The sequence below is a fragment of the Savagea serpentis genome, assembly GCF_015351395.1.
Classification (GTDB): domain Bacteria; phylum Bacillota; class Bacilli; order Bacillales_A; family Planococcaceae; genus Savagea; species Savagea serpentis.
The window spans coordinates 110,682-133,977 of sequence record NZ_JADKPV010000003.1 but is presented as its reverse complement, the minus strand read 5'-3'; the positions used below and the strand labels follow the sequence as shown (position 1 = coordinate 133,977).

Here is a 23,296-nt window from a genome sequence, read left to right as displayed (position 1 = left end):
CTTTATAGTTTCAAAACAGCATCAGCCATCGCATCGATGAACAGTGGATCAGTGTTTGGCATATTTGGACGGTAGTAGTTCGCACCGACTCGATCACAGACGACTTTACATTCGTAGTCGTTGTCATAAAGAACCTCTAAGTGGTCTGATACGAAGCCGACTGGCGCATAGACGAATGCTTGATAGCCGTGCTTTTCGTGCAATGCTTCTGTTAAGTCTTGCACATCCGGGCCGAGCCAAGGATCAGGTGTATTCCCTTCACTTTGCCAACCGATCTCGTACGTTTTAATACCCGCAGCATCTGCGATAAGTTTTGCTGTTTCTTTTAATTGTTCTGGGTACGGGTCACCCATTGCGATAATTTTTTCTGGAAGTGAATGTGCAGAAACGATGAGACATGTTGCGTCACGTTCTTCGTTTTCTAAGTTCGCATACACTTCTTTTAATTCATTTGCCCAAAAGTCGATAAATTTCGGCTCATCGTACCAGCTTTCGACTGATTTGATCGTCATGCCGTATTTTTCCGCTTCTTCTTTTGCGCGTCCGTTGTAAGATTTTACGGAGAACGTCGAGAAGTGTGGCGCAAGTACGATCGATTCGATTTGTTTGATGCCGTCTTTTGACATTTGTTCAATCGCATCTTCGATAAATGGTGTAATATGTTTCAATCCGACATAGACGACGTATTCTTTTTCGTCTTGTACGGCGTTTAGTCGTTCGCCGAGTGCGCGCGCTTGATCATCTGTAATCGTCGCAAGTGGTGAAATACCACCGATTGCTTCGTAGCGGTTTTTTAAATCTTCGAGCTGTTCAGGCGCTGGTGGGCGGCCACGTCGAATATGTGTGTAATACGGTTCAATGTCTTCTTCTTTGTACGGAGTTCCGTACGCCATGACGAGAAGACCTACTTTTTGCTTCGTCATAATTACCTCTCCTTCAATTAGCTTGGATTATTTGCGTAGTTGTGCGCTATATTCGTGAACGAATGCCGTTAAGCGTTTCAATGTATCAGGATTTACACTTGGGAACACACCGTGTCCTAAGTTGAAAATGTGACTTCCGTTTTCACCGTGTGCGACACCTTGTTCAACGATGCGTTTCGCTTTTGCTTCAATGACAGACCAGTCTGCGAGTAAGAGTGATGGATCTAAGTTCCCTTGGACAGGCTTTGTAATGCCGCGAGCTTCCGCTTCTTGAATTGGTAAGCGCCAGTCGAGACCGACAACGTCTACTGGAAGGTCATGCCAGTCGTTCGCTAAATGGCTTGCGCCGACACCGAATGTAATGAGTGGAACATTTAATGCACGGAGGCGTTGGAATAAACGAGTCATCGTCGGTTTAATGAAGATACGGTAATCTTCTACGCTTAATGCGCCAACCCATGAGTCGAAAATTTGAATCGCTTTCGCACCTGCTTCTACTTGAGCTGTAATGTATGTGACCGTCATTTCTTCAAGCTTGTCCATAAGTGCATACCATGCTTCAGTTTCTGTGAACATGAATGATTTCGTAATGTGGTATCCTTTTGAAGGACCGCCTTCGATCATGTAACTCGCTAAGGTGAACGGAGCTCCTGCGAATCCGATTAATGGAACGTTCAATTGCTCTTGTGTCAACATGCGAATCGTTTCAAACACATATGGAACATCGTCTTCTGGAGAAAGGTCACCTAAGTTGTACACATCTTGTACCGAACGAATCGGGTTTGAAATGACAGGGCCGACGCCTGATTTAATTTTTACATCGATGCCGAGTCCTGGTAAAGGTGTGACGATATCTTTGTATAAAATCGCCGCGTCAACATCGTATTGATCAACTGGAAGCTTCGTCACATAAGCACAAAGCTCAGGTTGATGCGTAATCTCCTCTAATGAATACTTCTTTTTAATCTCGCGATACTCAGGTTGAGAACGCCCAGCCTGTCGCATAAACCATACTGGAGTATGGTCAATTTTTTCACCACGTGCTGCACGTAATAACGTATCGTTAAACTTTGTCATAAAAAGTCTTCCCCTCTTTCATTCATAATCAAGAACACCATATACGCTTAACACTATAATTGTTCTAATCTATATTGTATAGACAAAGCGACACATTGTCATAAAATTGTGCTTAACGTCATTTTTTCGCATTGAGAAAAATACGTTTATTTGTGCTGTCATTAGGGAATGTATATCATATAGCAAAACTGTAATTTAGAGGGGGAAGGGCTTATGACAAAATTTTATATGACGACAGGAACGCGTGATTTTTTAAAAAAAGCACAAGAGAAAAATGATGAGCTTATTTTATCTCATGGGTCAGGACATTCTGTACTCATGCACGAAACGAATGGTCCGTCGGTTTTTCAAACACCGCGTTCGTATGAGGTAATCGCTTCAGTAGGAGAACTTGAAAAGATCGGTTATTTCGTATTAAATAACATACCTGTAACAGATGAAGGGCGTCCGATTTTTGAATATCGCTTCAAAAATAATACGAGTAAACTTGAGGATCATGTCGGTTTTATCGCTTTTCGTTTACTTCGTCCTATCAATTCGGATACGTATATCGTCTTAACCGAATGGTCAGATCCGAAATATTACGACTTATGGAAAAACTCACGTGACTTTGCGGAGTCTCATAAAGAAGATAAACAAGCGCATGGCACTTCCATTTATGCGTCGAAATCTTATGTGACAACGTACCGTACACGCTCGATTGACGAAGAAGAAGCGGACGATGAAGAATAAGATGATAGAGCCTTCACTTTCAAAAGAGTGAAGGCTTTTGAACGTTCCGGCTAAAAAAAAAAACCGCCTCTGTCTTAAAATAGAGGCGGTTAAAGTTATGAAAAGAAAAGCATACCGATACTAATAATAATACCTGTGTAGAAAAAGATGAATAGACAAAATCCCATAATATCTTTCGCTTTTAATCCAGCGATTGCAAGTGCTGGTAAAGCCCAAAACGGTTGAATCATATTCGTCCATGAATCACCCCAAGCGATCGCCATCGCAGTTTTCGCATAATCCATGCCCATCGTTTGAGCTGCCTCAAGCATAATTGGTGCTTGAACTGCCCATTGTCCTCCGCCAGAAGGAACGAAGAAGTTGACGACGCCTCCTGCGAAAAAGGCGAATAAATAAAATGTCGTATCATTCGAAATGCTGACGAACCAGTTTGAAAATACTGCGGCGAGTCCAGAATATGTCATCATTCCCATAATTCCCGCATAAAACGGAAACTGGAATACAATCCCTGCTGTCGTTTTAATCGCTTCTTGTGCTGCCATTAAGAAACGTTGTGGCGTTCCGTGGAAAATAATTCCTAAAATAATGAATGTCGTATTGACGATATTTAAATCAAGTAGAAACCCTTTCGTTGCGAAGTGATACACTAAATAACTAATCCCGAGCGCCCCGATTAAAGCGGTTAATACATAGCTACGTTCTGCGCGGCTGGCGAAGTTATTTTCTGGCTTCGGTAATTCAACTTCTTCCTCGACTAACAATTCAGGATCGACGGTTATCACATCTTCTTTTTTCGGTGTCATCCAACGGTTGAAAAACGGTAATGTAAATAAAATGACGATTACGATAAATAAATTATAAGTAGAAAATAAAGTAACAGTCGTTGGAATGACGCCGATCATCTCAGCGAATGGATGGCCATCTGTTGCGATGGATAATGGAATCGATCCTGCAAGTCCTCCGTGCCAAATGATGAATCCTGAGTAGGCACTGGCGATGAGTAATCGGTAGTCGACAGCAGGTACGTGACGCGCGATTTCTTTTGCGAACAATGCTCCAATGACGAGCCCGAATCCCCAGTTAATCCAACAAGCAATTAAGGATACGAATGTTACGACGATAATTGCTTTTGTTGGAGAGTGAACGCGTTTTGCGCCTGCCGTTAATACTTTTTTGAAAGCTGGGCTATTCGCTAAAATATGCCCTGCTGCAAGGACGACGACCATTTGCATCGTGAACGATAATAATCCCCAGAAGCCGTCTCCCCAATATTGCACCATGTTGATCGCCGTAGCGTCGGTAAAAATAAGTCCAAGAATGACGACAAGTACGGTTAAAATCGTCACAAAAATATATGGATCGGGTAAATATTTCTCCATTAAGCTATTCGACCATCTTGATAGCGTTTTCATTTCTTTGTGTTCCCCTTTCAAAAAGATTATTGTTTACATAGTATAACGGATGAAAAAGATGTGTAAATGACTAAATTTAATAGTGTGGAGGACAATTATTAGCTTTTGGAATAAGTGAAAATATGTGACAAGAGGAAAAGTAGCGAATGATTTCGTCCTACATTTGATGTTTTACAATATCGCCATTTATACTAGAGGAATAGATGAGTTCTTTTATTATGCCAAAAGGGAATAAATAAAGGGACAAAAGGGGGAGTGAATATGGAATTTAAAAATTTATTTGCATTTATGGCCGTTGTAGAACATGGGACGTTTACGGAGGCCGCAAAGCAATTGTATGTGTCTCAACCGTCATTAAGTAAAAATATTAAAAAGTTAGAAGAAGATTTGGACGTGGAACTGTTAGATCGCTCGACGCGGCATGTCACATTAACGGATGCTGGACGGATTGTTTATAATCAAGGGAATAAAATACAGCAGTCTTTATATGAAATGCGCGTTTCTTTAGATGATTTACTCAATGTAGAAATTGGTTCAATTCGACTCGGGATTCCACCATTAGTCGGGACTTTATTTTTTCCGACGATGGCGCGTATTTTTCAACAACATCATCCGAATATTACGCTCGAACTCGTCGAACAAGGCGCGAAATTAATCGGTCCGCTCGTCGAAAACGGAGACGTTGACCTAGGCATTGTCGTTCTTCCCGCTGATGAGCGGAAGTTTGATGTCATCCCGATTTTAGAAGATCAGTTTTATATTTTTTTACATGAGTCTCATCCGTTAGCGGAGCGTTCATCGATTCATTTGAAGCAGTTAAGCGATGACCCGTTCATCTTATTTACAGAAAATTTTAGTTTACACGATCATGTAATGGCTGCTTGCCAAAAGTCTGGATTTACTCCGAAAGTCGGGTATAAAAGTTCGCAATGGGATTTAATTGTAGAGCTAGTAGCGTCTAATTTAGGGGTGACCTTATTGCCGAAGTCCATTTATGAAAAACAAAACAATCCGAATATCCGCATGATTTCGATTGAAGGGATGAATTTTTATTATCGGCTTGGAGCGATTCGAAAAAAGAAAGCGTACTCCCCAATTGCAGTGCAGCGCTTTTTAGACTTAGTCGTTCAAGAACAACCGTTAACTTATAACGAAAATGAATAAAAAACATTCTATTAATGAATTTCACTTATAGTTATGTAAGCGCTACAATAGTTGTAATGAGTAGTACATGCACAAATAAAGGGGGAAATGAAGATGACGAACAAAGTATTCACATCATTTGATGAAGCAGTTGCGGATATTGATGATGGCGCAACATTGGCAGTCGGTGGCTTTGGACTTTGTGGTATCCCAGAGAAATTGATTGGAGCACTGGAGAAAAAAGGCGTCAAGCAGTTAACCGTCGCTTCTAACAATTGTGGGGTCGACGATTGGGGACTCGGTCTTCTACTTCGCAATAAACAAATCAAAAAAATGATCGCTTCTTACGTTGGAGAAAATAAAATTTTTGAACAACAGTTTTTAAGTGGAGAATTAGAAGTGGAATTGACACCACAAGGGACATTAGCAGAGCGAATGCGTTCAGGTGGTGCAGGTATACCTGGTTTTTACACGGCGACAGGAGTTGGCACGCCGATTGCTGAAGGGAAAGAGACGAAGCAATTTGATGGTAAAGAGTACTTGCTTGAGCGAAGTATTCAAGCGGACTTTGCCCTCGTGAAAGCATGGAAAGCCGATAAATACGGCAATCTCGTCTTTCGTAAAACATCTCGCAACTTTAATCCACTTGCAGCGATGTGCGGAAAAGTGACGATTGCTGAAGTGGAGGAACTTGTTGAAGTCGGAGAAATTGATCCAGATGATGTCCATTTACCTGGCATTTATGTTCAACGTATTCTCGTCGGCACAGATTATGATAAGCGAATCGAACGTTTAACAGTGAGGGAAGGGGGAGAGTCTCATGAATAGTCGTGATAAAATCGTAGCGCGTGCTGTAAAAGAAATTCAAGATGGCATGAATGTCAATTTAGGAATTGGTATGCCGACACTCGTTGCTAACGCGATTCCAGCACAATATGATGTGATGCTTCAGTCCGAAAATGGTCTGCTTGGCATCGGCCCGTATCCGACAGAACGAGAAGTCGACCCTGATTTAATTAATGCGGGGAAAGAGACGGTAACCGCTGTAAAAGGGGCATCATTTTTCGATAATGCGGAATCGTTTGCGATGATTCGCGGAGGGCATATTGATTTGGCGATTCTTGGAGGTATGGAAGTGTCGCAAACAGGCGACCTTGCCAACTGGATGATTCCGGGGAAAATGGTTAAAGGAATGGGCGGTGCGATGGACCTCGTCAATGGCGCGAAACGTGTCATCGTCATTATGGAACATGTCAACAAGCACGGGGAATCGAAAGTGAAGAAGCGATGCGAATTACCGTTGACGGGACAAGGTGTCGTCAGCCGTCTCATTACCGACTTAGCGGTGTTTGATTTCACAGATGAAGGAATGAAGCTCGTCGAATTACTAGACGGTGTAACCGTAGAAGAAGTACAGCGTCAGACAGAAGCTGAATTTATCGTCGCTTTATAAGATAGCGCGAGTAAAATAAGAATCATATTTTTAATCTCGCCCTAAAAAAACGTCGCCAATGTGCGGCGTTTTTTATTGTGATCATAGAGTGTCCGAAGTCTCTCTTTCAAAGAAGGAGGGGCTTTTTAGCGCAACTAAAGGGTGTGGCTAGCCGTCTAAACAGAGGACACGGTATAATAGAAGCAAAGGAACGGAAGAAAGGGGAGCACTCGATGGAACAACATCGAATTTTTATTGTAGAAGACGATCGGAAAATTGCAGAACTTCTCGCAGATACACTACAGAAGTATCAATATGACGTCGCTATTGTTGAAGATTTTGACCGCATTACAGATGAAGTGCTCGATTTTGAGCCTCATTTAATTTTATTAGATATTAACTTACCTTCATACGACGGCTATTATTGGTGCCGTCAATTACGTCAACATACGACTTGCCCGATATTATTCATTTCAGCACGCTCAGGAGAAATGGATCAAGTGTTTGCGCTTGAAAATGGAGGAGACGACTTCATTACGAAGCCGTTTCATTACGAAATTGTACTCGCTAAAATACGGAGTCATTTGCGTCGCTCGTTCGGAGAATATGCGTCGAATCAATCGGAGCGCATCATTAAATGCGGGCAGCTTCATCTTTATGTAGAGCGGATGGAATTGCATAAAGAAGAGACGATTATTCCACTGCAGAAAAAAGAATGTTCAATTTTGCATTTATTGATGGAAGAAGAACCGAAAGTCGTATCACGTGAACGTTTGTTAGAAGAGTTATGGGACGATCAATCATTCGTCGATGAAAATACATTAAACGTCAATGTGGCACGCGTTCGTAAAAAATTGAATGATTACGACGTCGTCTCGCAAATTGAAACAGTGCGCGGAGCGGGATATCGCTTCGTACTCGATGAGTTAGAGCGATGAAAGCTGTTCAATTATTCATTAAAGAACATGTGCCACTTCTGTTATTTCAATGTGGATTACTCGGTTTTATTTTATTGTTATATTGGTTGGACGGATTTCGTGATATGTACACGGCGACGTACGCTTTCATCCTCGGTATCGTTTTTACGTTCGCTTTTTTACTCGCGAAGTATATTTTACGTCGTAATTTTTATACGAAAATTGTTGAAAAACCAACGCATATGGAAGATTTATTAATCCGTTATTCGACGACACCAGAGCATTTGGCTACGACGCAATTTATGCGCAAGTCGTATCGCCTGTATCAAGGGGAAGTGCAACAATTGTATGCGGCTCAAAGGCGACAACTGCATTTTATTAACCAATGGGTGCATCAGATGAAGACGCCGATTTCTGTGACGAGCTTACTGTTGCAACAGGAAGAGATCAATGTTAAAAGCATTCAAGAAGAGCTCGATAAAATGCAGAGGGGTTTGGAAGCAGTGCTCGTTCACGCGCGTCTCGATACGTTTGAAGAAGATATGCGAATCGAAGCGGTACCGTTACGCCAACTCGTCCAAGGAGTTATTTCAGAACATAAACGTTTATTCATTACGAATGGCGTCTTTCCTGTTGTTGACATTGACGAATCTATCGTCGTAGCGACCGATGTGAAATGGATTAAAATCGTTTTCGCACAATTTGTGACGAATGCAGTGAAATATACGTTTGAAAAAGGGAAGAAAGTGTATTTCTTTGCCGAACAGACGGATGAGAAAGTGAGTTTTTCTGTCCGTGATGAAGGAATCGGCATCCCTCAATCCGACATTAATCGGATTAAAAAACCATTTTTCACAGGAGAAAATGGTCGCTTAACCGGAGAATCTACGGGAATGGGTCTCTATATTGCGACAGAAGTATGTGAGCGTTTAGGACATACGTTTCATGTGGAATCAGAGGTTGGTGTTGGTACGACGATGACGATTGATTTTACAGTGGAGCGGAAGGAGGAGCGCATCGATGGACAAAAAGACAGTCGTAAAATTACAAGAAATCACGAAGATTTACGAGAGTAAAGTGATGCACCGAGCGCTGAATCGTCTTGATTTTGAAGCGAAAGAAGGCGAATTTATTGCGATTATGGGGCCGTCAGGGAGCGGGAAGACGACATTGTTAAATATCATTTCGACCGTCGATGAACCGACGTATGGCACGGTCGAAATTGATGGCATCAATCCTGAACAGTTATCGGAAGAAGAGTTAGCGATTTTTAGACGGAGGCAATTTGGCTTTGTCTTCCAAGAAATTCACTTGCTGCAAATGCTATCAGTGGAAGAAAATATCGTTTTACCATTAACGCTCGATGCGAAACCAGTTCGTGAAATGGAAGAGCGACTCGCGCGTGTAGCGGAAGCGCTCGACTTACATGACATCTTGCAAAGAAGACCGCATGAACTATCAGGAGGACAAGCGCAACGAACTGCTATCGCGAGAGCACTCATCCACCGTCCGAAGCTCATTTTAGCCGATGAGCCAACCGGAAATTTAGATTCAAAGTCAGCTCGTGACGTATTGGAATTGCTTACGGCGATTAACGAACGGGAGAAAACGACGATGATTATGGTGACGCATGATCCGGTCGCGGCAAGTTATTGCGATCGTGTCTTGTTCATTAAAGATGGCGAATTTTTCAATGAAATTTACCGCGATGTCAATCGTCAAACGTTTTTCCAACGCATTTTGAACGTTTTATCATTGCTTGGAGGAAATGTGCATGATCTACGGACAATACCAGGTGATTTCCGATGACGTTTCGCCAATTTGCCTATCGGAATGTCATACGGAATCGACGCATTTATGCAGCCTTTTTTATGGCGAGTGTTTTTTCCGTCATGGTGTTCTTCTTATATTCGATGTTGTTATTCCACCCGTCGATTGAAGATAGCTTTTTACAGGAGATTGCATTTGTCGGTATGGGACTCGCAGAAGTTACCCTTTATATCTTTACGCTCTTTTTCTTGTTTTATTCGATGCGTGCTTTTTTGCAGGCGCGTTCGAAAGAGTTCGGCATTTTAATCCATCTCGGCATGGCGAAAAAACAACTGTCGAAACTTATCTTTTTAGAGACGATGTTAATCGGCGTATCTGCGATTGGGGTTGGGACGTTTCTCGGCTTTTTATTTTCAAAGTTTTTCTTTATGATCGTGCGGGAAATTGTCCGTCTGCCCGCCCTTCCTTTCTACTTCGCTTGGCAACCATTTGCATTGACGGTTGGGGCATTTTTAAGCTTGTTTGCGATCATCGCATTTATCGCGCCGTCTTTCATTCGGACCGAACGCATTGAAGATTTATTGGATGAAGTCGATCACCAAACGACGACGCATTCAACAGCTCGCGCGTATCTCGGGATGTTTTTGCTGGCGTCTGCTTACGCTTCAGCAGCATTGACGAATGATGAACTCGTCATCGGACTTATCTTTTTATTACCGCCAATTGCGACCCTCGGAACGTATTATTTCTTCACTGATTCTTTGCCATTTTTATTTGAATTATTACGTTCACGCAAGTCTCTTTATTGGCGTCATTTTAATTTATTATCGATCAATGAAGGCATCGCACGTTTAAAAGAAAATGCGCGCATGTTCTTTATCGTTACGATCGTCTCAACCGTCGCTTTCATGTCGGTCGGGATACTCGCTTCCCTTACGTCATTCGCATCTCAATACCGTGAAGTAAATCCGCTCGGAATCGTTTATAAAAGCGAACTAGACAATCCATTTGAATATGCGCATGTAACGATGCTGGAGGAAGAGCTTCAAGAGCAGGAAATCGGCTATACGCTCGTACCTTTTACTGTGCTGAAACAAACTTCTTCGATGACGACCCATGATGTCACGATTTTAAAAGAGAGTGATGTCAATGCTTTAGCGCGCGCTTCCTATACGATGCCTTTGCAATTAGAAGAAGGGGAAGCGCGATTTCTACCGGCGACCGCAACGGCAGCACAACGCTTAGATAAGCGCGTGACACAAACGGAACTGATGCCGAGTCAACTGCCTGTGACGATATCTGGGGTTTACGGCAGTCATCTATTTCCTGCGAATGCACATGGATTAAATGCGATCATATTAAATGATCATGATTACGAACGCATTCGTTCTGAAGTGCCGAAAGAACAAGCGGTTGCGTACACGTACTACGCGTTCCATATCGATGAATGGCAAGAGACGACCGGCATTGGCACTGTATTATCTGGAATTATTAGTGGTTCTGTCGTGAATGATACGTACATTCCGTTCACTTTTGAAAATCCCGGAGCGAATTATTCGATTTTACGGACGACATTTTCGCTCTTGCTCTTTATCGGTTTACTATTAGCGGGTGTGCTCTTTTTAGCAGCGGGGAGCTTCATTTACTTCAAACTGTACACATCTCTCGAACGAGATAAAGCAGAGTTCGATGTGTTGAGAAGGCTCGGTATGACAGATCGCGAATTTAAACGAATCGTCAACCGTCAATTAATGCCACAATTTTTCTTCCCGTGGGGCGTCGCTTTACTGCATAGTGCATTTGCATTTATGTCACTGCAAGTCATTTGGGATGTGCTTGCAGAAATTTCAATTGCGAAAGAGATGTTCATCGTCCTCGCCGGGTTCACGATTTTACAGTTCGTGTATTTTTATTTAATTCGTTGGCGTTACTTATCACATGTACGCTCCTCATCTTTATGAAAAAAGGGGCGTACTTTTTTCGTTTAAAAGACAAAAATCTAGGTTATAGGAGAAAAAAGAAGGCAAGAGTCATAAAGAAGTTGTCACGATGTTACTTTTTGGATATAATGAAATGAGAAACGAATGAACAATCATTCATTTTACAAGGAGGGTGATGGAAGTGAATTTAATCGATTCAGTACATGAGCGTGCGTTGCAACAACCAGAACGAATTGCCTTTGAATTTTTAGGGAAACAGACATCATATGGCGAATTTGATGGAGCGGTTGCGCGTTTTGCTTATGCATTACAAGAGCATGGTGTAAAGCGTGGGGATCACGTAGCGCTACTCGTCGGAAATACCCCACATTTCTTAGTGACGATGTATGCAGCGTGGCGAATTGGGGCAGTTGTCGTACCGGTGAACCCAATCTATACAGCGAATGAAATCGCATATATTGTCCAAAATAGTGATGCTACCGTCATGGTCGCACTTGACCAGTTATTCCCGTTATTCCAACAACGTCAAGTATTATTCCCGAAAGTCGAAACACTCATCGTGTGCGAAACGGATGGAGCGTCGACGAAGCAATGTACCCAATTGGAAGATCGCGCTTATTTCTTTAATGATTTAATGAAAATGGACGGTGCTGTCACTGAGCTCGTTGATGTGGACAAAGATGAAACCGCTGTCATTTTATACACGTCGGGCACATCTGGCCAACCGAAAGGCGCAATGCTGACACATGAAAACGTATATTCCAATGCGCGCGATATCGGTGTGTATTTAAAGATGATTCCAGAAGACCGGGTCATCGCGACATTGCCGATTTTTCATGTCTTCGCTTTAACTGTCGTCGTCAATGCGCCACTTTTAAAAGGAGCGACGATTATTTTAGTACCAAAGTTTAGCCCGAAAGAAATTTTCCGTATTATTCGAGAAGAGAAAGCGACGGTATTCGCAGGAGTACCGACGATGTACAACTTCCTTTATCAATACGAAGAAGGAACGAAAGAAGATTATGAATCGATTCGTCTATCCATTTCAGGAGGTGCGTCACTTCCTGTCGCATTGCTTCATAACTTCGAAAAGAAATTTGATACGCGTATTTCAGAAGGGTACGGATTGTCGGAAGCTTCCCCTGTCACATGCTTCAACCCGATTGATCGCGAACGTGTGCCAGGTTCTATCGGTTTATCGATCGTCAATGTCGAAAATAAAGTGGTGGACCATGCAGGAAATGAAGTGCCGAAAGGAGAAGTGGGCGAGTTAATCGTCCGCGGACCGAACGTTATGAAAGGGTATTACAAAATGCCGGAAGAAACAGCGATCGCCTTGCGCGACGGTTGGTTGTATACGGGAGATATGGCACGTGAAGATGAAGACGGTTATTTCTATATTGTCGATCGGAAAAAAGATATGATTATTGTCGGTGGCTTTAATGTGTATCCTCGCGAAGTAGAAGAAGTGCTTTACGAACATCCAGAAGTGGTTGAATGTGCAGTAATCGGCGTTCCGGATGAAGACTTTGGCGAACAAGTTCAAGCGTATGTCGTGGTAAAACAAGGAAGCGATTTAAATGAGGAAGATTTACTCGCTTATTGCCAACAACATTTAGTGAAATATAAAGTACCTTCCGTCATTCATTTTTCAGAAGAACTACCGAAAAATGCGACGGGTAAAATTTTGCGTCGTAGCTTACGTGACCGCGTCGTCAAACGAATCGAAGCGTTACGTGAAAAGCGTAAATAAACAATGAAACTAACTCTCGTCTAGGGGGTTAGTTTTTTCTTGTTTATCTCCTGAAAATAATTCCAAATTATTAGATAATTGATGTATAATAGTAAAATCGAAATAAATTGGTGGACATTGCGTGAAGCTAACGAGAAAAATGTTACACTAGTGATGATTAATAGAGTTTAAGTGAGGAAGAAGGAATGGTGACGACATGCAACAAGAAGAGCAATTTCGAATTGAACGAGACTTTTTAGGAGAAAAACGTGTTCCAGTAGACGCTTACTACGGTATTCAAACATTACGTGCAGTGGAAAACTTCCCGATTACAGGCTATCGCATTAACCCTGCTTTAATTGAAGGGATTGCGATTGTGAAAAAATCCGCAGCGGAAGCGAACGCAGCGACAGGTCAATTAGACCAAACGATTGCGAACGTCATTATTCAAGCGGCGGATGAGATTATTCAAGGACAGTGGCATGATGCCTTTTTAGTCGATCCGATCCAAGGAGGCGCTGGAACTTCTGTTAATATGAATGCAAACGAAGTGATTGCAAACCGCGCCCTCGAATTGTTAGGGAAAGAAAAAGGTGACTACGCAACGATCAGCCCGAACTCGCACGTCAACATGGCACAATCGACAAATGATGCCTTCCCGACAGCGATTCATATCGCAGTTTTAACGAAAATTGAAACATTGCTGCAAACGATGGATCGTCTTTACGTCACATTTAAACGTAAAGCAGGAGAATTTGACGGTTATTTGAAAATGGGACGTACGCACTTACAAGATGCGGTTCCGATTCGTTTAGGTCAAGAGTTCTCGGCGTATGCGCGCGTCTTCAAACGCGACATCGAGCGTATCCACGAGTCACGCAAATATATGTATGACGTTAATATGGGCGCAACAGCAGTCGGTACAGGACTTAACGCCGACCCGAAATATATCGAATATGTCGCAGAACGATTGAGTGCTAATAGCGGATTCCAACTTCGTTCGGCAGAACATCTCGTCGACGCGACGCAAAATACAGACGGTTACGTATACATTTCGGGTGCACTTCGTGGATGTATGGTGAACATGTCTAAAATCGCCAACGATTTGCGCTTAATGTCATCAGGACCACGCGCAGGCCTTGCGGAAATTACATTGCCACCACGTCAACCTGGCTCATCGATCATGCCGGGGAAAGTGAATCCAGTCATGGCGGAAGTGATGAACCAAGTGGCCTTCCAAGTGATGGGGAATGACCAAACGATTGCGTTATCTTCAGAAGCAGGACAATTCGAATTGAACGTGATGGAGCCAGTGCTTGTTTTTAACTTATTACAATCGATTGAAATTATGACGAATGTATTTAATGTTTTCAATGATTACTGTGTAGATGGTATCGTCGCAAATGGCGAAACGATGCAGCAGTATGTCGACCGTAGTATTGGCATCGTGACGGCAATCAACCCACATGTCGGATACGAAACAGCGGCACAAGTGGCACAAGAAGCGCTTCAAACGGGACGCTCCGTGCGAGATATTTGTGCGGATCGCGGTATTTTAACAGAAGCAGAGCTCGATGTTATTTTACACCCAGAAGAAATGACAGAGCCTGGTATTTCAGGGGCAGAGTTGTTAAAAAATACACAAAGGTAACATAAAAAGACTACTTCATCGCCGAAGTAGTCTTTTTTGTTCACAAAATATTTGAATGATTATTGTATAATCGAAAAAAATTATAAAAAACCGTGTTATAGTGTTCATGAGAAAATAATTGGAAAATTACAAGCAAAAAAATAGTTCAAAATATGTTACACTTGTAATAAATAAACTCTTTTGTAGGCTGAAGGGCCTTTTGTTAAAGTGTGAAGCATATGTTGAAATAAAATTGAAATGAAAAAGGGGTATGCAAAATGATCGTCAATGTCATGGAAGAAGTGGTAGAAGAAGTATTGAAACGTTATCGGACAGAATTGAAACTATGTTGTGATTGTCAGCATTGTACAACCGATGTCAAAGCCTTGGCATTGAACGATTTAACACCAAAATATGTCACGAATCCAAATCATTCCGTATATGTGCGTGCGGTGCTTGAAGGAGATCCGCAAGAAGTGACGAAACTATTATCGGTCGTCACGCGAGCGGCTTCTAAAGTATCGGCTAACCCACGTTGTAGCGCTAACTCTACGAGAGAATGATAATATAAAACGCCTTTTCAAAAAAGGCGTTTTTTCTTGAATAAAAAGATGAAACTTCATCTTTTACATTAAAATAGTTTTAGTAAATCATGCATATTATTGTTTACTTGTTTGATCAATAATTGATCTCCTTGTTGACGAATATCCATTTGTACGAAATCCATCATTTCTTTTGAGATGACAGAGTCTTCTAATTCTGAAAGTGCACGTGTTAAACTGCTTTCGTACATTGCTGCATTAGCCATATGGCTTTCAATCGCTTGCATTTTTGAACCGATCTCGGTCATATGTTTGGCGATGATTGCTGTCGCTTCGTCTAAACGTGTGATGAAGGAATTCGCTTTTTCACGAGTTGAAATTTGATCTTGTTCACCGTCGTCTTTTAATTTTAATTTTTTCGCTGTCACTTCGATCAAGTTAATTTCGATTTTTTGGTTCGAGTTAGAACCGATTTGGATGACGAGTGGAATCGTTTCTCCGAGAATTGCACGTGTGTTGAATTCTAAGTTTCTCGCTGTCTCATCGATTGCCTCTACTAATTGATTCAGCTCTTCTTGAGCAATTTCACGATCTTCATCGGTCATCGTATCTGTCGATGCAAGTACTGCAAGCTCACGCATACGATCGGTAAGTCCGCTAATATTGTTCATCCCTTCGTTCATCGTCTCGAGTGCAGACAACCCGTCATTCATATTATGTTGAGCTTGAGACAATCCACGAATTTGCGCTCGCATCTTTTCACCGATCGCAATACCAGAAGCATTTTGTTCACCTTTTCCTGCTTTAAGACCTGTGCTTAAACGGTCGAGAGATTTCGAAATGTTCGTATTGTTGCGAGTTGCACGATTGGATGAAAATGCGATATGTTCGTTACTATGAACGCGCATAGTGCCACCTCTTTTCTACTATATTCATGTATTCACTTCTTAATATCGGATACATTTAGTACAATTGAAGTGAAAATAACCGATATTATGTTAAAGATTTAGATTTTAAGGGAAAGATTGAGAAGAAAGGTAGAGGAGACGTATGAATTATAAAGAAGCCCATGCGAAATACCAACAAACTCAGCGCGCGACATTGCCCGAAGTAGAGGCCGTTATTTTATTATTGCGTCAAGTTGAGCGAGGGATCGAACAACTCGAACTGGCGCTAGGGACTGATAATATGCGCTTAAGAGACGATACGATTCGCGACATTCAAACGCTTATGTTTGAATTGATGGGACGTACAAATCGCAAAATCGAAAAGGGTGAGCGTCTCTTTTTGACGTATATGTATATTAACCAATCATTCATTACGATGCGCATATCAGAGGCTTATGAACTACTTCCGGAAACGAAAGAACATGTGGAAACATTGCGCAATTCGTGGGAAGAAGCGCTCCAAATTCAAAGAATGCGCATGTTTCGCACGAATCAAATTTAAACAAGCTCGGGATTTGTCTATTCGAGCATTTCGTAATACACTAAAGCAGAAACAATGAATAGAAAGGGGAATGGAATAATGATTCATGATTTTAAAGAAGCGATGGGGAGCTATCCGACGGGAGTAACCGTCGTGACGACGAAGACGGAAGAGGGGAATCCAGTCGGCATGACCGTTAACTCATTTACGTCCGTATCGATTGAACCATTGCTCGTGTCATGGTCGATTGACAAACGTTCAGGGAGCTTAGAGTTCTTCATGGATGCGAACCGTTTCGCGGTGAATATTTTAGCAGCGGATCAAGCGGATATTTGTTGGACATTTGCGAGCCGTGATGAGACGGATCGTTTCGGTAAGACGGAGTGGACAGATACGGAGTATGATTTACCTGTCATCGACGGGGCGTTCGCACAATTTGAATGCCGTAAAGTGCAACAAATTGAAGCGGGGGACCATTATATTTTAATCGGAGAAGTGCAAAAGATCACGAAAAAGGATAAAGAACCACTTCTTTATTACAAACGCGAAATCGGACCGATTGAAGACATTGCGAAAAAACTAAAAGATTCATAACATACTTTCATTATAAAAAATAGTGACACTTGTCATCTTTTCATTTCAATTTTCGACAAAGTTCGGTAAAATGAAATGCAGGAGTTGATGAGAGTGAAAACTGCAGTTGTAACGGATAGTACGGCATACTTGCCGGTTGAATTAAAAGAACAGTTAAACATTCATACGATTCCGCTCATGGTAACGATCGACGGCGAAACATACGAAGAAGACGTCGATTTATGCATGGCGGAATTTTACGATAAAGTGCGGGGAAAAGGCCCACTACCAAAAACGAGCCAACCAGCGATCGGTCGCTTCGTTGATTTATATACGCAATTGAAAGACGAAGGATACACATCGGTCGTTTCGGTCCATTTATCGAGCGGTATTAGTGGCACATTTGCGGGAGCGGGACAAGCAGGTAATATGGTCGACGGCATCGACGTCATTCCGTATGACTCGGAAATTTCATGTTACGTGCAAGGATTTTACGTCATCCGTGCCGCAGAACTTGCACAACAAGGAGCGTCTGCAAAAGAGATTGTCGCAGAACTCGATCGTCTTAAACAGACGGTGCGCGCATACTTCATGGTGGACGATCTTTCTCACTTGCAGAGAGGGGGACGTTTGAACGGCGCCCAAGCCCTCATCGGGAGCTTACTTCAAGTGAAACCCATTTTGCATTTTGAAAATAAAGTGATTGTCCCATTTGAAAAAATTCGCACGCGTAAAAAAGCGATGAAGCGCATTGAAGATCTATTAGCTGAAGATGCAAAAACAAAAGAACTCGACGCTTCTATTATTCATGCGAATAATTTAGGAGAAGCGGAAAAGTGGAAAGCAGAACTTGAAGAACGCTTTCCAACGGTTCGTTTTACAATCAGTTATTTCGGCCCTGTCATCGGCACTCATTTAGGAGAAGGCTCGATGGGACTCGGTTGGTCAGAACGACAAAAATAGGAGGGAAAGAATGGAACGCCAAATCATCGAATGGGTGAACGGGCGCATTCTTCCTTACGAACATATTCCTTTCAACAAAGAAGCAATTGAAGCACTCATCGCGCAAGGAGAACTTGAAGTTTTGTGCGGGGTGGAAAGACGAGCGAACGGCTCATTTGTTTGCCGTCGCTGTCGCAATGAAGAACGGTATTATTTCGAAACTTATACTTGCGCCGCATGTGGTGAACGTTGTACGTATTGTGTACGATGCTTCCGCATGGGGCGCATTTCGTCGTGTTCGAAAGTGGTGCGACGCCGAGCGATTGAGCGCGGGAGTTGGCCGAATTATCACTACGATTGGAGCGGGACGTATTCGTACTTACAGCAACGGGGAGCGGGTGCGCTCGTTCAAGCAGCTCGTGAAAATGTCGGACATTTAATGTATGCGGTTTGCGGAGCGGGCAAGACAGAAATGATTTTTGCGCCGATTGATGCGTATTTGAAAGAAGGAAAACAAATCGCTGTCGTCAGTCCGCGCGTCGATGTCATTTTAGAACTCGCTCCTCGTTTTGAAAAAGTGTTTCGTGGTGTGCCGATGCAAGTGTTGTACGGGGGAGCGGAAGATCGGGGTCAACCGTTTCATCATGCGATCACACTCGCAACGACGCATCAACTCTTTCACTATGATGAAGCATTCGATGCGATTTTCGTCGATGAAGCAGACGCGTTTCCGTACACGTACGATATTATTTTACGCCGCAATGTCGAAGCGGTTCGCAAAAAAGGGGCACCGATTCATGCGATTACCGCAACACCGACGAAAGCATTAGAACGAGAATATCGTGGGAACACGACGATCATCCCGTCGCGCTTCCATGGACACCCTCTCCCTTTACCGACATTTCGCATGCTTATGCGTTACGAGAGAGCATTAAGTAAAGGGAAATTGCCTCGTGTCGTCGGACAGTGGGTTCGCGCTCAAATTGACGCCGGGCTCCCATTTTTATTGTTTTTTCATTCGATTGAGGCGATGGAAGGCGTGCGGGAATTCGTGCAAACGATTCATCCGACGATTGAAGTCGTCCATTCGGAAAGCGCGCAGAGGAAAGAGTTCGTCCAACAATTGCGTGATGGGGAGCGAGTCGGGCTTTGTACGACGACGATTTTAGAGCGAGGTGTGACGATTCCGAAAGTGCAAGTGGCGGTACTAGGAGCAGAGCAACCGATTTTTACGAAAGAGGCGCTCATTCAAATTGGCGGACGTGTGGGACGCAGTAAAGACTACCCGACGGGAGACTTTGTGCTTTTTCATGCGGGATGGACGCGGGCGATGAAAGCGATGGAGCGGGAAATGAAAAAGTTGAATCGCCTTCATGAGCGAGCGAAGGAGGAAGCGCGATGAGATGTTTACTTTGCGACCGAGCGTTGCGAGAGTTGATGCGTTGGTCATACATTTTGCATCAAAACCGTCAACCTTTATGTGAAACATGCGCCGCTCAATTTCAGCCTTATGAACAGTCATTTTCTCTTTTAGGCATTGATTCTATCGTAATTCATTATAGGTATAACGAAATGATGCAAGACGTGATATACTCGTATAAAGGATTCGGACATATTCGGTTAGCACAATTATTTCGTCCTCTACTGACATCGTTACGGAAAGAGCGACGCGCGAGCATTGTGCCGATTCCTTCTCATGTACATAAGGTAGAAAGAATCGGATTTCAACCGATTGAACATTTGTTGCAGGTGGCTCAAGTGCCTTATCAATCATTACTTGAGAAAGTATATGATGGTGAGTTAAGTCGCCTTTCGAAAGAAGAGCGGCAACGAGTGGACCGAATCGTACGAGTGCGTGAAGGAGTACGTGTTCGTGCGCATTGTATTTTAATCGATGATGTGATTACGACAGGAACTACATTACAACAAGCGGCGACTGTGTTGCGTGAAGCGGGAGCGAAGCGCATCGATGCGTTCGTCTTAAGTCGTCCGGTGAAAAAGGAGAGAGCATAATGGCAGAGATACGAGATTGCCCTAGCTGTGGCCAGTTTTTCAACTACAATGGATTGCGTGAAGTATGTGCGACATGCTTCCAAGAAGAAGAGAAGATTTATGAAGAGGTGTATCGTTACTTACGCCGACGCGAAAATCGTGCAGCGACGATTGAACAAATTACGACAAAATTCGATATCGAGGCAGATTTATTGTATCGTTGGGTGCGTCGTGGCCGTCTGCAACCTGCGATGTTCCCAAACTTAGGCTATCCGTGTGATCGCTGTGGGGCAATCGCACAAGACGGGAAGTTATGCACAAAGTGTAAAGATGAGATTGAAAATGAACTTGCGCAAATCGAAGCAGCTGAAGATTTGCGAGAAGCGTTAAAAACACAAGAACATGTGACATATCATGGTCGAAAACTATAAAAGAGAAATGGGCTTTATGCTCATTTCTCTTTTTGAATAGTTCGAACGTCTTTCGGATAATCCTTTTTCATATTTCAGATAAACATTTAAAGATTTAGACCGATTATATAGATAGGGATTACATTCAGCGTTTAGGGATGAGGAAAGGAGAGTTTTTCATGAAAATTCAAAAATTACATTTATATGGGGTAAATCCTTACCGCGCACAAGATACAAAGAGTGATCTTATTAGAAATCGTCAAGCGGTGAACGATCGACTCGAAATTTCACATACAGCGAAACATTTATCAGGAAAGACGAGCTTTGAAGAAGTGCGTCAACAAAAGGTGGAAAATTTAAAAAATCAAGTACAAGATGGTTCTTATGAAGTAGATACTCGCGAGCTTGCGGTGAATTTATTAAATCAGTATCGTCGATAATGATAGATATGAAGGAGGCGATGGACGATGATGAATCAACTGATCACGATTATGGGGAATTTAGAACGGCTCCATCGCAGTTTATTGAAAGTAGCATTAGAGAAAACGAGCGTCATTAAAAGCAATGAAGTGCTCGCGCTCGATGCACTCTTGAAGGAAGAACAGTCCCATTTGGCAGCGATTGTCCAATTGGACGGGGCACGCGAACAGCTCGTGCATCAGTTGTATGCGGAGCGAAGCGGGAAGCGAGTAGCCGATGTGACGATTTCGATGTTGTTGGACGTGCTTGAAGGAGCAGAACGCGAACAACTAGAGAAGAGTCGGGATATATTGATTGAAGCGGTCCAAGATTTAAAGTATCAAAACGATTTGAATCAACAGTTAACCTTCCAGTCATTGCAGTTTATTAATTTGTCACTCGACATGGTGCGACCAGCGCCACCGTCTCATTCGATGAACTATTCGAAAAATGAAGTACAAGGTATTCGGCCGTCGACAGGTGCGAAAGGCGCCTTCGATACACAAGCTTAAGGAGGAAACGATTTATGCGTTCTACATTTATGGGACTTGAAGCGAGTAAGCGAGGTCTCTTTACTCAACAGTCAGCGCTCTATACGACAGGGCATAACATTTCTAACGCGAACACACCAGGATACTCACGTCAGCGGGTCAATATGCAGCCGACTGCGGGATATCCTGGTATTGGGTTAAACACACCGCAAATGCCTGGATTCATCGGGACGGGAGTAGAAGCGGGAAGCGTGCAACGTGTGCGCGATGCATTTATCGACAAACAATACCGTCAAGAGTCGAACAAGCTCGGGTATTGGGAATCTCGTTCGAAAGCGATTGAACAGATGGAAGACGTGTTAAACGAGCCGTCAGAATTCGGCTTACAGCGTTCGATGAGTTTGTTCTGGCAGTCGCTCCAAGATCTATCGCGTGACCCGGAAAACGGTGGCGCGCGTGCGGTGGCGGTAGACCGTGGGGTAGCGGTAGCAGAATCGCTCAATTATATGGACTCTTCATTGAAAGAGATTCAACGGAACTTGCATAACGAAATTAACGTGTCGACGAAAGAAATTAACTCGATCCTCGACCAAATCGCAGGATTGAACAAACAAATTAAAGAAATCGAACCGAACGGTTACATGCCGAACGACTTATACGATGCACGCGATGTCCTCATCGACGAACTGAGCGAATACATGCCAGTCGAAGTGAGCTACACCCCATCAGGCGGAAAAGCGCTCGATATTGCAGAAGGAGCGGTCACAATCAAAATCGCTGGCTCGAATGTGGAGTTAGTGAATGGTGTAGAACGCGTGAATGTGGAAGCGGAATATGCGAAAGTAAAAGGAAACGAAGATGTCAATACTCATCCATTCAATGCGCTGAAAGTATCGGATAAAAAATCAATTGATGAACGTTTTGAATATGATAAAGCTGGAAAATTAACGAATGCAACATTTAACGATTTCAAGTCGGGAATAGATTATAAAGAGTTGCCGAAAATCGGAAAGTTAAAAGGTATTATCGATTCGTATGGTTATGTTGAGGAAAAGGTAGCGATAGGAGTAGAAGCTAAACTTGAAAATATAAAAGGTCTTTACCCTGACCATATGCGCCAACTCGACCAACTCGCTCGAGAATTTGCGAAAGCATTTAACAAGCAACATGGTAATGGGTATCCTAAAAATCAAGCTGTTGAAAATAAAGACAAAGACAAATTCGAAGGATCTAAAGATTTCTTCTTAACAAAAGAATTGAGTGAAAAGCAACAAAAAGAGACTGGGTCATTAAAAGATGATGATTATAAAAATATTACGGCAGGTAATATTACAGTGAATAAATTAATTCAAGACGATGTGTCGTTATTGCGAGCAGCATCTGAAAACAAGAATGATGGTGAGGAAGGTAACGGAGCGAATGCGAAAGCATTATCTGATGTGCAACATAAATTGTTACCTGGGCTAGATGGTTCATCTGTCCAAATGTACTTCGAAGGAATGAGTGGAGAACTTGGAGTGAAAGGACAACAAGCTGCACGTAACGAATTTAACGCGGCGACGATGATGGAGTCTGTCACATTCCGTCGTGCTTCTGTCATGAGTGTATCGCTCGACGAAGAGATGACGGATATGATTCGTTTCCAACAAGCGTACAATGCTTCTGCTCGTATGATGACGGCGGTAGATGAGACATTAGACAAAATTATTAACGGCATGGGCCGAGTAGGATTATAAGAAGGAGCTGACTAA

The 23,296-nt window shown here is 42.8% G+C and carries 24 protein-coding genes; 20 read left to right on the top strand and 4 right to left on the bottom strand.

Going from position 1 to position 23,296, the window contains the following annotated elements:
- Nucleotides 1-2 precede the first annotated feature (2 nt).
- Nucleotides 3-923 (bottom strand): ferrochelatase, encoded by a 921-nt coding sequence (hemH, locus tag IRY55_RS08095; RefSeq protein ID WP_194562802.1) that lies wholly within the window; start codon nt 921-923, stop codon nt 3-5.
- 27 nt (nt 924-950) lie between these two features.
- The gene (hemE, locus tag IRY55_RS08090; protein ID WP_194562801.1) at nt 951-2,000 is read right to left on the bottom strand and encodes a uroporphyrinogen decarboxylase; all 1,050 of its coding nucleotides are present in this window, start codon (nt 1,998-2,000) and stop codon (nt 951-953) included.
- 213 nt (nt 2,001-2,213) lie between these two features.
- Between hemE and IRY55_RS08085 the strand changes: the two genes are divergently transcribed.
- Nucleotides 2,214-2,732, top strand: coding sequence for an antibiotic biosynthesis monooxygenase family protein (locus IRY55_RS08085; protein WP_194562800.1), 519 nt, complete (start codon nt 2,214-2,216; stop codon nt 2,730-2,732).
- A 95-nt stretch (nt 2,733-2,827) separates the two neighbouring features.
- Here the strand turns inward: IRY55_RS08085 and IRY55_RS08080 are convergent, their stop codons facing one another.
- Nucleotides 2,828-4,144: a short-chain fatty acid transporter gene (locus IRY55_RS08080; protein ID WP_194562799.1), complete on the bottom strand. Its 1,317-nt coding sequence runs from the start codon at nt 4,142-4,144 to the stop codon at nt 2,828-2,830.
- A 261-nt stretch (nt 4,145-4,405) separates the two neighbouring features.
- Here IRY55_RS08080 and IRY55_RS08075 point away from each other — a divergent pair, with 261 nt between their 5' ends.
- From IRY55_RS08075 to IRY55_RS08030, 10 genes are all read left to right on the top strand, one after another.
- The gene (locus IRY55_RS08075; protein ID WP_194562798.1) at nt 4,406-5,308 is read left to right on the top strand and encodes a LysR family transcriptional regulator; all 903 of its coding nucleotides are present in this window, start codon (nt 4,406-4,408) and stop codon (nt 5,306-5,308) included.
- A 93-nt stretch (nt 5,309-5,401) separates the two neighbouring features.
- Nucleotides 5,402-6,115: a CoA transferase subunit A gene (locus IRY55_RS08070; RefSeq protein WP_194562797.1), complete on the top strand. Its 714-nt coding sequence runs from the start codon at nt 5,402-5,404 to the stop codon at nt 6,113-6,115.
- The gene (locus IRY55_RS08065; protein WP_194562796.1) at nt 6,108-6,740 is read left to right on the top strand and encodes a 3-oxoacid CoA-transferase subunit B; all 633 of its coding nucleotides are present in this window, start codon (nt 6,108-6,110) and stop codon (nt 6,738-6,740) included. Before IRY55_RS08070 ends, IRY55_RS08065 begins: the two co-directional genes overlap by 8 nt.
- Nucleotides 6,741-6,952: 212 nt before the next feature.
- The gene (locus IRY55_RS08060; protein WP_194562795.1) at nt 6,953-7,657 is read left to right on the top strand and encodes a response regulator transcription factor; all 705 of its coding nucleotides are present in this window, start codon (nt 6,953-6,955) and stop codon (nt 7,655-7,657) included.
- Nucleotides 7,654-8,712, top strand: a complete 1,059-nt coding sequence (locus IRY55_RS08055) for a sensor histidine kinase (RefSeq protein ID WP_194562794.1) — start codon at nt 7,654-7,656, stop codon at nt 8,710-8,712. The genes IRY55_RS08060 and IRY55_RS08055 overlap by 4 nt, the downstream gene beginning before the upstream one ends.
- On the top strand, nt 8,657-9,445 hold the full coding sequence (locus tag IRY55_RS08050) for an ABC transporter ATP-binding protein (protein ID WP_194562793.1): 789 nt from the start codon (nt 8,657-8,659) through the stop codon (nt 9,443-9,445). Before IRY55_RS08055 ends, IRY55_RS08050 begins: the two co-directional genes overlap by 56 nt.
- Nucleotides 9,442-11,367 (top strand): FtsX-like permease family protein, encoded by a 1,926-nt coding sequence (locus IRY55_RS08045; RefSeq protein WP_194562792.1) that lies wholly within the window; start codon nt 9,442-9,444, stop codon nt 11,365-11,367. Before IRY55_RS08050 ends, IRY55_RS08045 begins: the two co-directional genes overlap by 4 nt.
- A 160-nt stretch (nt 11,368-11,527) precedes the next feature.
- Nucleotides 11,528-13,099: a fatty acid--CoA ligase family protein gene (locus IRY55_RS08040; RefSeq protein WP_194562791.1), complete on the top strand. Its 1,572-nt coding sequence runs from the start codon at nt 11,528-11,530 to the stop codon at nt 13,097-13,099.
- A gap of 196 nt (nt 13,100-13,295) precedes the next feature.
- Nucleotides 13,296-14,729, top strand: coding sequence for an aspartate ammonia-lyase (gene aspA, locus IRY55_RS08035; RefSeq protein ID WP_194562790.1), 1,434 nt, complete (start codon nt 13,296-13,298; stop codon nt 14,727-14,729).
- A gap of 257 nt (nt 14,730-14,986) precedes the next feature.
- A complete protein-coding gene (locus tag IRY55_RS08030) occupies nt 14,987-15,271 on the top strand; it encodes a late competence development ComFB family protein (protein WP_194562789.1) in 285 nt (94 codons plus the stop codon).
- Nucleotides 15,272-15,339: 68 nt separating this feature from the next.
- Here the strand turns inward: IRY55_RS08030 and IRY55_RS08025 are convergent, their stop codons facing one another.
- Complete coding sequence (locus IRY55_RS08025) at nt 15,340-16,158, bottom strand: flagellin (RefSeq protein ID WP_194562788.1); 819 nt, start codon at nt 16,156-16,158, stop codon at nt 15,340-15,342.
- A gap of 142 nt (nt 16,159-16,300) precedes the next feature.
- Between IRY55_RS08025 and IRY55_RS08020 the strand changes: the two genes are divergently transcribed.
- The 9 genes from IRY55_RS08020 to flgK all read left to right on the top strand — a co-directional run bounded on the left by IRY55_RS08020 (nt 16,301) and on the right by flgK (nt 23,281).
- Nucleotides 16,301-16,699: a flagellar protein FliS gene (locus tag IRY55_RS08020; RefSeq protein WP_194562787.1), complete on the top strand. Its 399-nt coding sequence runs from the start codon at nt 16,301-16,303 to the stop codon at nt 16,697-16,699.
- A 78-nt stretch (nt 16,700-16,777) separates the two neighbouring features.
- Entirely contained in the window at nt 16,778-17,272 is a 495-nt protein-coding gene (locus IRY55_RS08015) for a flavin reductase family protein (protein WP_235961090.1), read from the top strand.
- 93 nt (nt 17,273-17,365) lie between these two features.
- On the top strand, nt 17,366-18,214 hold the full coding sequence (locus IRY55_RS08010; RefSeq protein ID WP_194562785.1) for a DegV family protein: 849 nt from the start codon (nt 17,366-17,368) through the stop codon (nt 18,212-18,214).
- A gap of 10 nt (nt 18,215-18,224) precedes the next feature.
- Entirely contained in the window at nt 18,225-19,595 is a 1,371-nt protein-coding gene (locus IRY55_RS08005; protein WP_194562784.1) for a DEAD/DEAH box helicase, read from the top strand.
- Entirely contained in the window at nt 19,592-20,206 is a 615-nt protein-coding gene (locus tag IRY55_RS08000; RefSeq protein WP_194562783.1) for a ComF family protein, read from the top strand. Before IRY55_RS08005 ends, IRY55_RS08000 begins: the two co-directional genes overlap by 4 nt.
- Nucleotides 20,206-20,616 carry a TIGR03826 family flagellar region protein gene (locus tag IRY55_RS07995; protein ID WP_194562782.1) on the top strand — a complete coding sequence of 137 codons (411 nt, stop codon included), beginning with the start codon at nt 20,206-20,208 and terminating at the stop codon, nt 20,614-20,616. Before IRY55_RS08000 ends, IRY55_RS07995 begins: the two co-directional genes overlap by 1 nt.
- A gap of 158 nt (nt 20,617-20,774) precedes the next feature.
- A complete protein-coding gene (gene flgM, locus IRY55_RS07990; RefSeq protein WP_194562781.1) occupies nt 20,775-21,035 on the top strand; it encodes a flagellar biosynthesis anti-sigma factor FlgM in 261 nt (86 codons plus the stop codon).
- Nucleotides 21,036-21,062: 27 nt separating this feature from the next.
- Nucleotides 21,063-21,566: a flagellar protein FlgN gene (locus tag IRY55_RS07985; protein WP_194562780.1), complete on the top strand. Its 504-nt coding sequence runs from the start codon at nt 21,063-21,065 to the stop codon at nt 21,564-21,566.
- Nucleotides 21,567-21,580: 14 nt separating this feature from the next.
- The gene (gene flgK / locus IRY55_RS07980) at nt 21,581-23,281 is read left to right on the top strand and encodes a flagellar hook-associated protein FlgK (protein ID WP_194562779.1); all 1,701 of its coding nucleotides are present in this window, start codon (nt 21,581-21,583) and stop codon (nt 23,279-23,281) included.
- Nucleotides 23,282-23,296 lie beyond the last annotated feature (15 nt).